13 protein-coding genes are annotated in these 13,469 nt (G+C 31.0%); 5 read left to right on the top strand and 8 right to left on the bottom strand.

Features of this window, described 5'->3' with window-relative positions; all coding sequences use genetic code 11:
* Positions 1 to 43 precede the first annotated feature (43 nt).
* On the top strand, positions 44 to 1,012 hold the full coding sequence (locus KHA90_RS08205) for a TerC family protein (RefSeq protein ID WP_213297632.1): 969 nt from the start codon (positions 44 to 46) through the stop codon (positions 1,010 to 1,012).
* A 708-nt stretch (positions 1,013 to 1,720) separates the two neighbouring features.
* Here the strand turns inward: KHA90_RS08205 and KHA90_RS08200 are convergent.
* From KHA90_RS08200 to KHA90_RS08185, 4 genes are all read right to left on the bottom strand, one after another.
* Positions 1,721 to 2,230, bottom strand: a complete 510-nt coding sequence (locus tag KHA90_RS08200; protein ID WP_213297630.1) for a hypothetical protein — start codon at positions 2,228 to 2,230, stop codon at positions 1,721 to 1,723.
* A 92-nt stretch (positions 2,231 to 2,322) separates the two neighbouring features.
* Positions 2,323 to 3,192 carry an alpha/beta hydrolase gene (locus KHA90_RS08195; RefSeq protein ID WP_213297628.1) on the bottom strand — a complete coding sequence of 290 codons (870 nt, stop codon included), beginning with the start codon at positions 3,190 to 3,192 and terminating at the stop codon, positions 2,323 to 2,325.
* Positions 3,193 to 3,723: 531 nt separating this feature from the next.
* The gene (locus KHA90_RS08190) at positions 3,724 to 5,757 is read right to left on the bottom strand and encodes a M13 family metallopeptidase (protein ID WP_213297620.1); all 2,034 of its coding nucleotides are present in this window, start codon (positions 5,755 to 5,757) and stop codon (positions 3,724 to 3,726) included.
* 332 nt (positions 5,758 to 6,089) lie between these two features.
* Complete coding sequence (locus KHA90_RS08185) at positions 6,090 to 6,962, bottom strand: AraC family transcriptional regulator (RefSeq protein WP_213297618.1); 873 nt, start codon at positions 6,960 to 6,962, stop codon at positions 6,090 to 6,092.
* 449 nt (positions 6,963 to 7,411) lie between these two features.
* On the opposite strand from KHA90_RS08185, the gene KHA90_RS08180 reads away from it, so the two are divergent.
* The 3 genes from KHA90_RS08180 to KHA90_RS08170 all read left to right on the top strand — a co-directional run bounded on the left by KHA90_RS08180 (position 7,412) and on the right by KHA90_RS08170 (position 9,707).
* A complete protein-coding gene (locus KHA90_RS08180; RefSeq protein ID WP_213297615.1) occupies positions 7,412 to 7,831 on the top strand; it encodes a T9SS type A sorting domain-containing protein in 420 nt (139 codons plus the stop codon).
* Positions 7,832 to 8,537: 706 nt separating this feature from the next.
* Positions 8,538 to 8,945 carry a secretion protein gene (locus KHA90_RS08175; RefSeq protein ID WP_213297611.1) on the top strand — a complete coding sequence of 136 codons (408 nt, stop codon included), beginning with the start codon at positions 8,538 to 8,540 and terminating at the stop codon, positions 8,943 to 8,945.
* 375 nt (positions 8,946 to 9,320) lie between these two features.
* A complete protein-coding gene (locus KHA90_RS08170) occupies positions 9,321 to 9,707 on the top strand; it encodes a secretion protein (RefSeq protein WP_213297607.1) in 387 nt (128 codons plus the stop codon).
* A gap of 62 nt (positions 9,708 to 9,769) precedes the next feature.
* On the opposite strand, the gene KHA90_RS08165 is transcribed toward KHA90_RS08170, so the two are convergent.
* Both KHA90_RS08165 and KHA90_RS08160 read right to left on the bottom strand, forming a co-directional pair.
* The gene (locus tag KHA90_RS08165) at positions 9,770 to 10,372 is read right to left on the bottom strand and encodes a hypothetical protein (RefSeq protein WP_213297605.1); all 603 of its coding nucleotides are present in this window, start codon (positions 10,370 to 10,372) and stop codon (positions 9,770 to 9,772) included.
* A gap of 118 nt (positions 10,373 to 10,490) precedes the next feature.
* The gene (locus KHA90_RS08160) at positions 10,491 to 10,901 is read right to left on the bottom strand and encodes a helix-turn-helix domain-containing protein (RefSeq protein ID WP_213297596.1); all 411 of its coding nucleotides are present in this window, start codon (positions 10,899 to 10,901) and stop codon (positions 10,491 to 10,493) included.
* 195 nt (positions 10,902 to 11,096) lie between these two features.
* On the opposite strand from KHA90_RS08160, the gene KHA90_RS08155 reads away from it, so the two are divergent.
* Complete coding sequence (locus tag KHA90_RS08155) at positions 11,097 to 11,420, top strand: hypothetical protein (RefSeq protein ID WP_213297585.1); 324 nt, start codon at positions 11,097 to 11,099, stop codon at positions 11,418 to 11,420.
* A 209-nt stretch (positions 11,421 to 11,629) separates the two neighbouring features.
* Here KHA90_RS08155 and KHA90_RS08150 read toward each other — a convergent pair whose 3' ends face one another.
* Together KHA90_RS08150 and KHA90_RS08145 are read right to left on the bottom strand one after the other, a co-directional pair.
* Positions 11,630 to 12,385, bottom strand: coding sequence for a hypothetical protein (locus KHA90_RS08150; protein WP_213297574.1), 756 nt, complete (start codon positions 12,383 to 12,385; stop codon positions 11,630 to 11,632).
* A 28-nt stretch (positions 12,386 to 12,413) separates the two neighbouring features.
* The gene (locus KHA90_RS08145; RefSeq protein WP_244860273.1) at positions 12,414 to 13,397 is read right to left on the bottom strand and encodes a DUF2931 family protein; all 984 of its coding nucleotides are present in this window, start codon (positions 13,395 to 13,397) and stop codon (positions 12,414 to 12,416) included.
* Between the last annotated feature and the right edge of the window lie 72 nt (positions 13,398 to 13,469).

Below are 13,469 nucleotides of genomic sequence, written 5' to 3'. Positions count from 1 at the left end.
TAACTTCAAAACTTATCTTTGTAAATCACTAAAAAAAAGTATCATGATTGTCTGGATTTTATTTTTACTAGCGGTAGTTTTAATTCTTGCTTTAGATTTGGGAGTTTTTAATAAAAATCCTCATATTATAAGTACTAAAGAAGCAAGTAAATGGACCATTATTTGGGTTACATTATCCTTTTTGTTTTCGGGAGTGATTTACTGGCTTTATACTACAGATTATATTGCAAATCCTGATAATCTTAAGCCTGCCGTGGCTTCAATGAAGTTTATTACGGGTTATTTAATTGAATTATCTTTAAGTGTTGATAATATTTTTGTGATCGCGATTATTTTTGCTTCATTCAAAATACCTCAAAAATACCAACACAGAGTTTTATTCTGGGGAATTTTAGGCGCTGTGATTTTCCGCGGATTAATGATTTTCTTTGGTGTAATGTTAATCAATAAATTTACCTGGACGACTTATGTATTTGGTGCTTTCCTGATTTTTACAGCATTAAAAATGTTGTTCTCCGGAGATGATGATGACTTCGAGCCTAAGGATTCTTTTGTATACAAAACATTAGGAAAAATTATTCCGATTACGTCTGAAATGGAACATGAGAAGTTTTTCATTACTACAAAATCAGCCAAAAAAGCTGCTACTCCTCTATTTGTTGCCTTAATTGTTATTGAAGTTATGGATGTTCTTTTTGCGGTTGACAGCGTTCCTGCAATTTTAGCGATTACATCAGATCCGTTTTTGGTATTCAGTTCTAATATTTTTGCTATTTTGGGATTACGTTCTATGTACTTTTTCTTAGCGAATATGTTGGCAAAATTCAGTTATTTAGAATATAGCTTAGTAGCTATTTTACTTTTTGTAGGTTTAAAAATGATTTTACATGAATGGATTCCAGTTCCAGAATGGGCATCTTTAGGATTTATTGCTCTTTCGCTTTTAGTTGGAATTTTGGTTTCTCTAAAATATGGAAAGGATGCAGAAGAAGCTCCGAAGTTGGAGGAATAAATTTTCGAGACATAATTTATAAAAGAGAGATTGCTTTAAATAGTAATCTCTCTTTTTGTTTATGTTCATAGACATTAATAACTACAATCTTGTCTTCTTGACGAAGGAAGGATCTCCGTAAGTAGCACGACAAAGATTTTTAGCTATAATTATTTTCTTTACGGAGTTACTTGTGGAGATTCCTCCTTCCTCGGAATGACAAACTTTGAGATAAAATTATGTGTAGCCCCTATGGACAATGTCATTAAGTTAAGGGAAAATATATAAAATTACTTAACAGTTTAATCAAGAAAGTAATTAGAAAAATCCGTTTTTATCAGCGTTTTCGCGTTAGCGAATCAGTAAAGTCAGCGTCTAATTTTTGACGCGGATAAAACAGATTTACTTCGTAAAAACGCGGATAAAAACGGATTTGATTTGCAATGATTTTATTTTTCAAAAGCTTAACTTAACGAAATTGCCCTACGGAGCAAATTTTACTACGGCATTATTTACTTCTACCAATATATAATCTCTAAGAGATAACTTCAAACATTTAAATTTGAAAAAATATAATGCAATACAAAAACATTAATCCTTTTTTACAAACATAGGATGACAAAATTGAGGATAAACTGTAACTAAAAAAAACAAATAATTTTTAAAAATGATATAAAACAAAAAAAGGAGATCTCACGATCTCCTTTTTTAATTCTACTCTAACAATAATTAGTTAATTTTCTTAACGTTACTATCATCAATATTATATTTCTTGATAACAGCATTGTAATTTGAATAATCTGACTTAGCTTTTTTTCCTGTCGTTCCATCATCACCAGGAATTATAACAATTCGGAATGTTTTTCCTAATCTAAAACTATTTGGTAACTGAGACAAATCACTTAAACTACCATCTATAAAAATTGTAACAATATTTTTAGAAAAAGTAAAATTATATTGAGCTGTCTCTAAACCATCATTAAAATAATATATCTGAGGTAATAATGCCCATCTATCAGCTTCACTTGGAGTACTAACCAACTCATATACTAAAATATTATCTCCCGATAGCATACCGCTTAACTGAACATTCTTTTCATAATTTGGACCAACAAAGTCAGTTGTAGTTTCAGTAACATAAGCAACTGGTCCTGGAAGCCCTTCTGGTCCCTCAGGTCCTTCGCAACTTGAAAATACTATTAATCCAACTATTGCGAAAAGTATAAATATCTTTTTCATAATTTTAATTTTAAGGTTTTATATATACATAAAGGTATTCCAAAAATCAAACCAAAAAAAATTTTTGATGTAGTTCTTGTTAAAAAATTCTACTATTTTTTTGTAACCTGCTGATTTTTAAGCAAAATTTTATTAAAAAATAATACGTGATAAGGCAATGAATTTTCCCAGTAATCCCATGTATGAGCTCCGGGACGTTCTGTGTAATCGTGTTCTACTTTATTATACACTAATCTTCGGTGTAATTCTCTGTTGGGCTCAATTAAAAAATCATCTACTCCGCAATCAATAATTAGTGGTAGTTTATTTGCTTTTAGTTTGTCTAACATTCCCATTACGGCATATTGCTCATACATTGCCGAGCTGTCGCTTTTGTCTCCAAAAACAGGCTGCATCAACTTTACTACTTGCGCCGAAGATTCACGATTCAGCATTGTACTCATATCCACCGCTCCGCTCATGCTTCCGGCAGCACAAAATAATTCAGGATGTTTTGCCGACAAATACAAAGCGCCATGACCTCCCATAGAAAGTCCTGTAATTACTCTTCCGTTTCTGTTGCTTATCGTTCTATAAGTTTTATCCACTTTCTGAATTACTTCCTGAGTGATGAAAGTTTCAAACTGACTTCCTTTATTTACGGGACTGTCCAAATAAAAACTAAAGGTTTCGCCTTCGGGCATGACAATGATAATATTATATTGATCAGATAAACCCTGAACTAATTTTTTGTTGGGAGTATTTTTCAACCAATCGCCAAAATGCCCGTAAGCGCCATGCAATAAATACATTACCGGAAATGCCGATTTACTTTTTGAATACGAATTTGGTAATACAACCGCAGCTTTGTAGGTTTTACTCATAGCTGTACTTGCCACTTGTAATGTATCTACTTTTGCCGCGTAACTCATTGACGAAGCGCATAAAAGAATCGTAAATACTAGAATTCTAAAGTTTTTCATAGTTTATTTTTTTCTGATTAGGGATTGTAAATATACCTTTTTCCACATATATTATATGAAAAATCCGACTTGTTTTTTGATTGCAAAAAGTTATCGCGAATTCACGAATTTAACGAATAATTTGTTGTGCAAAAAAATAACCACTCCCGATAGCTATTGGGATAAAATGATTTTATAAATTTTGTAAAAAATTGCCACGAATCTATCAAAGGAAATATGCGAAGCAATCTCACAATTCTTACCAATTGGATTATGAATAATTTTTTAACGCAGATTCAAAAAGATTTAAGCAGATGTACACAGATTTTTTAATATTAAATCCAAAATAAAATTTGCGTGTATCTGCAAAATTTGCGTGAAATAATATTTCGCACAATTTCATGCAAAAAAAATAAAAAAATCATTTTAATCTGTGCAATCTCTGGCAAAAAAAAAATTAGAAAAAAACCAGTTAAACCGTGGACAAAGCATATCATAAAAAAAACCACCCGCCGAAACGAATGGTTTTAAATGTAATTGTTATTTAAACTCTTACCAGATTACTACACGCAAACTATCCGGCTGATACATTTTATCTCCTTTTTTAACATTGAATGCTTTATGAAATTCAGGAATATTACTCAAAGGTCCGTTGACTCTAAATTGTTCCGGCGCGTGAACATCCGTCATTATCTGATTGATTTTCGATTCATCTCTTCTATTAATCATCCAGGAATAACCATAGGCAAGAAAATAACGCTGATCTGGTGTTAGTCCGCTAATTTTTTCTTTATTTTTAAATTGTGCAGTTTTTTGAAACGCTTCATAGCCCATAATTACACCTCCTAAATCAGCAATATTTTCACCTTGAGTAGCATCTCCGTTTACATTTTTACCAAGTATCGAAAATTTATTATACTGATTGACTATCAATTTCGTTTTAGCTTTAAATTTCTTCAAATCTTCGACTGTCCACCAGTTATTTAAATTTCCTTTATCATCATATTGACTTCCCTGATCGTCAAAACCATGCGTAATTTCATGTCCAAAGAAAGAGCCGCCTAATATACCATATAGTATAGCATCGTCCGGCATGCGACCTTCATAACCCGGAACTATAATATTACAAGCCGGAATCACAATTTCGTTATTACTTGGATTGTAATATGCATTATATGTTTGTGGCTGCATTACCCATTCGTTTCTGTCAACTGGTTTTCCGTATTTATTGATCATGAATTGATATTCCCAAATATTGGCTTTCATAACATTTTCACAATAGGATTTTTTATCTATAGAAAGTTGGCTCATATCTTTCCATTTATCCGGATAACCCAGTTTCATTACCATTTTACTCAGCTTGAATAGCGCTTTTTGTTTGGTTGCTTCACTCATCCAGTCTAATTTTTTAATGTGAGAAGCGAATACATCACGAATGTTATTTCCTATTTCCAATAATTTCTCTTTTACACCCTTTGGCATATAATCAGTCACATAAACCTGACCTACCAATTCTCCTAATGATGTATCTGTTTGCTCTACTACTCTTTTCCAACGAGGATTTTGAGTTGCTACACCATTTAATGTAGTTGCATAAAATTTGAAATTTTCTTTTTCAATTGCTGAACTCAAATACGGCGCATAAGCATTTACAAGATTTGACTTAAGATACATTTTCCAATCTTCTACAGTATATTTTTTAAGGGTTGTATTTAATGCTTTAAAAAATTCAGGCTGACCCACGATAACCGAATCGGCTTTAGCAACATCCAAAACCGGCAATATTTTTTTCCAGTCGATATCCGGTGTAATAGCATTGAATTGAGCAACCGAAAGTTTATTGTAATTTTTTATAGGATCGCGAAGCATTTCTAATTTGCGGGAAGATTTTGCCAGATCTGTTTCCAGCTTCATAACTGTTGCGGCATTTTTTACGGCAACAGCTTCTTCCCCCATAAATCGCATCATCTTATTAAGATATCCTGAATAAGCAGCGCGAATTTCAACATTTCGTTTGTCTGAATCGAGATAATAATCTCTTTGTTTCATTCCTAAACCTCCCTGACCAAAAAACAAAGCATATTTTGTACTTATTTTATCATCTTGTGAAACATAAAATGTAAATCCAGGGTCTGCTCCTACCGTTTGCAAATGCGCAATTGCAACAATTACTCCCGAAACATCTTTAATAGCGTCGATTTTTTTGATTTCGGTATTTAGCGGAGACAAACCTGCTTTTTCGATCGCAATCGTATCCATTCCTGATGCATAAAAATCACCTATCTTTTGCTTATTGCTTCCTTTTAATGCTGATTCATCTTTAGCCGAATTTTCGCAGATACTTTTAATTTGTCCGTTAATGGTATCGATAACAGTTCGCATAATTCCGTTACTGCTGTTTGATTTCGAAATAGGATTTTTTTTGAACCAGCCATTATTGGCATAATTAAAAAAATCTTCGGCAGGATTAACCGTTGTATCGCGATTGGTAATTAAAGGATCCTGAAATGTGACTTCTTTTTTGTTACAGCTCAAAAAAGTCATTCCTATTATAAGGAATGTTACAAAGTTTCTAAATAAATTCATCTGGTTATATAATTTGGTGATTTATATACTTGTTATAATTCGAGAATAACAAGTATGTAAATATAATTTTTATAACAACAAATATTAAAAAATTCCAAATTTTAAATCCAAAAAGCAAATTCCAAATTTTAAATTCCAAATTCCAAATATTAAATTCCAAATTCCAAAAGTAAAGCTGCGACTTCTCTCTTTCATATATTATACTGAATGCTTCAGTATCGAAAACAAAAAAAGTTTGCCACGAATTCCACGAATTAACACTAATTTTTTTGGCATAAAAAATCCCGAAGCTTCTTTTGAAGTTCAGGATTTTCAATCAGATAAAAGTTTTTTTAGCTGATAATAATTTTATGTTCGTGACGGTATTGCGAAGCGCTTTTACCTGTATATTGTTTGAAGGATTTACTAAAGTGACTAAAATTATTGAAACCGCTTTCATAACATACTTCGTTAATACTTATTCGTTTTTCGGCCAATAGTTTTGAAGCGTGAACTAAACGATATTCGTTTACAAATTCTGTAAATGTTTTATTGGATATTTTTTTTAAATAACGACAAAAAGAAGGTGTCGTCATACTTACCAGACTCGAAACTTCGTCGATAGCAATTGATTCCTGAAAATGATCTTTAACATAATTAAAGATAACATTGATACGATCATTATCCTGAGTTTGCAATTCTAATGAAAAACCATCTGCGTTCAAAACCGTATAATCTTCAGATGCATCTAATTCATTCAAAATACTCAAAAGTGTCATTAAGCGTTCAAACGGAAGTTGGTCTTCCATCATTTCGATTTTTTTACCAAGTTTCTTTTTAGTTTCACCACCAAAAGCGATTCCGCCTTTTGCCTGACTCAAAATATTCTGAACCTTTTTCATTTCCGGAGCCGAAAAAAAATCGTTTCCTAAAAATTCAGGTTTTATATGAATAACAGTTTCTGTTGTATTTCCTGTTTGCTCATTTGTAAAACCACAATGAGGTAAATTAGAACCTATTAAAATCAAACTGCCATTTGTATAATAGGAAACGTGGCTTCCTATTTGTCTTTTACCTGCGCCTCCATTAATATATACCAATTCAATTTCCGGATGGTAATGCCAGACATGAGACTTTATATTGGTCTTTTCGGCATGTTTAATATAGGTAAAAGAACTTCCGTATGAGTTTGATATCACTTCAAGAGCGGGGGCGATTGTCTTCATGATGAAATCTTTAAAAAATAATAGCAAATTTAACAAAAATACCCAATATAATGCACAAATTAACCTATATCGGTTTCGCAAATGAGAATTTTGCAGAAAAAATAATCAAACTTGAATTCTAAAATTGTGACAAAAACATTATTTTTTAAACAACCCGTATTTTTATGTAACATTTTTTTCATATATCGTATTTTATCAATGACTTTAATACAAATACCTCATTTTTGTAAGAATAATAGAATATTTACGAAATATTAGTAATTGCAAATACATTGAAAAATAATAACCGAACTAACAAAAACACCTCATAAAATTCAAAATTTAACCTATAACGGTTTCGTAAATGAGAATATAGCACATAAATAGGAAAATAGAGTTGTGTAAAAAAAGCCATAACCGAAGTAATTTAGCATCAGAAAATCGAACTAACAATTTAAAACGAAAGCATTATGAAAAAGATATTAAAATTAAGTTTAGTGTGTGCAGTACTTTTATCAGGAATGAGCACTTATGCAATTGATGGAAATGATAACGGAAATGCAGATTTCAACCTTCACGTATTAAAGGCTAACGGAAAGCTAATTACGTTTGCTTTGAATCAGGTTCAAAAAGCAAACCTTAGTATATATGATAAAAACGGAAGTTTAATATATTCTGAAAATGCTACAGGTAAAGAAGGAATTTTAAGAACTTTTAGTTTAGAAGAATTTCCAGCAGGAGTTTACTTCTTAGAAGTAGAAGACAGCGTTAAAAAAGTAAGACACGAAATTACAATTACAGATGATGCATCAGTATTATCAACCAAAGCAGTTTCGTCAGCATATAAAGCAAATTCTACTGCGCAAAGTTCAAGCGTAGCAGTTCGCTAAAAAGTTTATACTCTCATAAAGTATAAAAATGAGGTTAGATAGTTAGTAAAGTTAAAAACGTGATTGTTTTGAAACAGCTCTTTGTGGTTATTGAGCTGTTTTTTTTGTGCCTTATTTTTTTAACCTCAAAGGCTATTCAGTTTGAAATGAGATTTTACCGCAAAGGGCGCGAAGATTTTATTTTGCAGTACGAGTGAAAAACACAAAGTTCGCAAAGCTAGTTCAACACAAAACTTTGCGAACTTTGTGTTTTTATAAAACTTACATAAAGATACTTTGCGCACTTTGCGGTAAAACCAGAATGTTAAAATAAAATCCCTAGTCATTTCCTGCTAAAACTCCTCAAAAAAATACAATGTTCGCAAAGCTAGTTCAACACAAAGCTTTGCGAACTTTGCTTTTTAATAAACCTTTCATAAAAAAAACTTTGCGCACTTTGCGGTAAATTTTTTGCGGTTGAACTTTTTATCTAAACATATTTTGTAAGAAATACAGATAAATTTACATTATCTTAATTTAAGGAAAACATTAAAAAATAACAACCATATTAACAAAAACGGTAAATATAATTCAAAAATCAACCTATAACGGTTTCGTAAATGAGAATACAGCATCGAAATTGGAAAACAGAGTTGTGTAAAAACATAGATATCCGAACTAATTTAGCATCAGAGAATTAGAGCTATTAATTTAAAAAAACAAGGTCATGAAAAAGATTTTAAAATTAAGTTTAGTATGTGCGGTGCTTTTTTCAGGAATGAGTACTTATGCAATTGACGGGAATGAAGATTTTAATCTTCATGTATTAAAAGCAAACGGAAAGCTAATAACATTTGCATTAAATAAAGTGCAAAAAGCTAACCTTGCTATTTATGATAAAGATGGTACTTTAATTTATTCTGAAAGTGCTTCAGGTAAAGAGGGAATTTTGAGAACTTTTAGCTTAGAAGAATTTCCGGCAGGAACCTACTTTCTAGAAGCTGAAGATAATGTAAAAAAAGTGAGACATGAAATTACTGTCACGGATGATGTAACTGTATTATCTGTAAAAGCAATTTCATCAGCTTACAAAGCAGGTTACTCTGCTAAAAATACAAGCGTAGCAGTACGCTAAAAAATTATACTGCATACAGTATAAAAGTGAGGTTAGATAGTTAGAAATTTTAAAACGATTTTATCGTTTTTGAAAACAGCTCATTGTGGTTATTGAGCTGTTTTTTTATGCCCAATTTTTACCTAAAAATTTTAGTAAAATTATTTTTCGAAAACTATTCTTAATAAATATAAAAAGGTGGTTTACAAACCATTAAAAAAATATCATGCTCGTACATCCAAGAGCCCAGTATTTACGTACATAGTTCAGATAAACCACAGAAACATCTTTAATTCAGCAATTTAGATCTATAAAAAAGTGATTTTTTTGCAGAAAATTAAATTTCAATTTGTAGTTTTGGGCGTTCCAAAATAGTAATTAACAATTAAAAAAAACATGACAAATTTTACCAAAATGGGCTTAGTTGTTGCCGTATTTTTAACAACAATCTTTACTTATGCAATTGATGGGAAAGGTGATTATATTTTGAATATAAAAACCGGAAACGGAAAAGTAGTTAGCTTTACTTTAAACACCGTTAAAAAATCAGTTTTTTCTATTTATGACGAAAACAATAATTTAGTGTATGCAGGAGAATCTGCTGCAGATGAATTAGAGATTTCAAAAACTTTAAGTTTAGAGGCTTTTCCAGCCGGAACTTATATCCTGGAAGTAAAAGAAGAAGGTAAAGTTGCGAAACACGAAATTACGGTTTCTGCTAAAAAAACAAAAATTGTGAAGCTGGACGAATCAGTAAACGAAAGCCCTACCTTTCGCCGTTAATCTTCACCTTTTTTGCCCAAAAAAATTAAAGCATCAGCAAGCCCGCTGATGCTTTTTTTTAGTTAAAATTTAAAATCTTTTTTAGGTCGAACATTCCCATCATTCCATTCTAAATCAATGTATTTTGATGCATGTTCTTTCATATCAGGAAAATTATCCAATAAAATTGCCGAACCTCCATTCTTTACCACTTCTTTTACCATTTTAAATGTAAGCTCAGCTCCTTGAGGATCCAATCCTGCTAAATCAAATATTATATCTTTTGTTTTTGAAAAAGCTACATATAATCTTATGAGCTTTCGCTGTGTTCCTCCTAATTTATTCATTTTAGTTTTCCTGGTAACATATTTCTCTCCAAACAATTTTACAAGAAAAGGATTGGTGAGATCTGCGTCTTTTTTAATGTATCTGTTAACTCTTGAAGGAAAAAAAATATCTCTAAAGTTCGACTCTCTAAAATAATCAATAAATGTCATCTTTTTATTTACGATTACATTTTTATGTTTTGTATTACCACAAAAAATATCCTTTAGAAACATTTCAGTATCATAGCAGTGACCTCCTCCAGATAAATACACAACAACAACTTCGCCTTCATATAAAACAAAAGGCGGTACATAAAAAGTATCTGTTTTGATTCCTTTATTTTCTAATACAATTTTCATTATAATGTTAAGATTTGTTTTTAAATATACTATAAAAAATACTCTGAAAGATTTGTATTAAAATAGAAAAGCATCAACCGTAGCTGATGCTTTTTATGAATAAACTGTTTAAGAAATATTATTTCCCTGCCAGTAATTTTTCTAAATATTCGCTTTTATCTTGTTCCGCTTTTAGCAAACGCTCGTACAGTTTTTCATTTTTATCTACAGTTTCCATCAATTTATCTAATGGATTAAAAGTACAGGCATTATAATCGCCAAAATTATTATTACCTGAATCATTAAAAGTATTAAAGTAATTAATCATGCCTTCTTCTGAAAAATTCTTAATGGCTTCCACTGTTACACCAAGTGCTTTTGCGACTTCGCTAAGTCTTTCTTCTTCGATAGTTTCGCTGTTTTCAATAGCCGATATTGTTTGTTGGCTTATTCCCAAAGCCTGCGCCAAAGCTTCCTGTTTCATATCACGAAGTTCACGAATACGGCTTATTTGTCGCCCTATATGATTTGGTTTTGTTAGTGTGCTCATAATTCAAAGATAATAATTAAGTGTGATAAACCTCAACTGGTAAAAAACTTATTTACACTGTTCGCATACCATCCAAATAGGTTTGGTACAATACAATCAATTTCTTTCTTCGCCGAGTCAAACAAATATAAGATTTTACTTATAATATATAATCAAAAAACGAAATTCTAAATTAATTAATATAAACCATACATCATGAAAACAGCCGAAACTAAATTAGAAAATCTTAGACAATTAACTGCCAAATATTGTAATACTTTAACTCCGTCCACCGATAAAACAGGAAATCATACCGCCCAAATTAATATGCTCAATTATTATGAACTTGGCTGCACGATTACCGAAATCATAAAACTATGTATTATAGCATTAGAACAGGAAGCGCATCAACCTTCAACTACAATTAAATATTCGCTTATTAACGTACCTCTTATTTTAGAAATGGTTTTGGAAATGTTTCCTTTGGATGAATTTGAATTGATTGCGGAAATTAATGAGGTTTTGGTTGGGGAATTTTAAAGTATTCTATAATTGAAAGTTTTTCTTTAGTTTTTGAACTATTTTTCATCTGCTGGCGCGAGCGTCCCGCTCGTGGGCATCAACGGATTTCAATTCTGTTATATCTTTGCGTTCACGAGCGGGACGCTCGCGCCAGCTGGGAGATATTATTTTGATTGTCTTGCGTAGGTTCCATAAGTCTTGAATTTAAATACAAATAAATCTATAAGTTACTCTGAATACTGATACAATTTCCTGTAACCGTACCATTCTTCTGTGATATTCCAAAAAGGCATCCATGCGTCACTATAATTAGTAAGCATTTCATAACCTTGATTATAATAGTAAATTCTGGTTTTATAATTATTAATTAAAAATAATGTATGGTGATTTTTGGTGCTTTTTTTTCCTTCAAATATTAATTTTATAGGTATTTTTAAACTATCATAATAATTTATGATTTTTTCTTCACTTGTTAAATCAACAATTTTTTCTTTTTTATCAATAGAATTTACAATAATGCTTTTTAAGAAAATTTTATTATCCCTATATATGTATGTTATAATTCTATTGTTTAAATCATTTTTTATATAGTTATCCCTTTTATTTACAGCAATAGAATCTTGTTTTTTATTATTAAATAAAGACATCGGATATAGTTTTCCATCTTCATCTTTTTCTGGTTTTACATTCGAGTACATTTCATATTTTATTATTGACTTTATAGTATCATTAATTTTATCATCATCGTCAATTGTATTTATGTACGAATATTTATAAAAGCCATTATTTAATAATTCTTCTGGGCTTATAATTTTATTTAAATAATGATTTATTTTATCTGTTTTATAGCATGACATGCATAACAGTGTTACAAACACTACACTTATAATTTTCATTTTATCTTTATTTATCTTAAATCCATATTCATCAATCTTTAAAAGATCTCTTTTGGTAAAATCAGATTTACAATATAGTCCTTGCATTTCTCTATTTTGCCAGATTTTAAATCCACTATTTATAAGATTCTTTAAATTCTCTATCAGTTTTAAAAACTCTTTTATTAACTGTTTCTAAAGATCTTCCGTTTAATAAAACCTCAAAATCTCCATTGTCGGCAGTAACTTTTATTTGAATTTCATTATCGCTGTTATCTCCATTTTTGAATTGTTCGTTTGTTTTTTCCCAATTAAAAAAAGCTCTGCCTTCAAATTTTTCTCCTTTGCCCGTTTCCCAAAAAAAGGTAATAAGACTTGGAATGGCTCTTTTCTCATTTTTAGGATGTAATAGCATCGGACGCAGTTTATTTTCATATTCTGCGTTGAAATATTCTGTCAAGACCCAAAAGAGCCTGAAATTAGAATTCTCAGAAGTAATTATGGGCTTCCAAAAATATTTGATACGATAATTATCCCATTTTTCAGGACTTGCATCTGGGATTAAAGATATTTCTCTAACTTCTTTTCGTCTCATAGACCATGATGCAAAAAGTTTTGCCTCTAATGCCTGATCATCTTCAACTAATTCAGCCTGATAACGACCTAACTCTTTTTGATTCCCGCTAAAGCGCAACCAAACCACAACCATCCCTTTTGGTGCAAAGCCAAAAACAAGATCGCTAAATTCATCATAAGTATTTTCCTGACCAGGTCTTCTGTCATAAATATACTCTTGTAACTCATCATGATTTTCTTCTGATTCTGAGTTGGGATAAAATCTTTTTGTCAGGTCTGTTATAGTATCAATTGGAAAATCAACATTTAAATGATAAAAAGCATCTTCGTAACCGGCATAATATGTAATATCAGCTCCTATAGGGGTACCGTGTTGTTCTGTCCATAATTTGCGAGATTCGCCCCATCCTCCAGAAGAGCCTCCGTAGGGAAATGATGCCCTGACTCCCTCTAGTGTTTTGATCTTATCATAAACAGGTTCAATTCTATATTTGTTTTCAGGATGTGACATTTCTACATGAAACTCAGGCAGTTCTTTTTTCATTTGACAGCTTATTAATTGGGTAGAAACAACAATTAATAAACTACAATATGATATCAAATTTTTTATTTTACG

This window comes from Flavobacterium psychroterrae, from assembly GCF_018380615.1.
Lineage (GTDB): Bacteria > Bacteroidota > Bacteroidia > Flavobacteriales > Flavobacteriaceae > Flavobacterium > Flavobacterium psychroterrae.
Note: the sequence above shows the minus strand (reverse complement) of the source record. Positions and strands in the feature narration are given on the sequence as shown.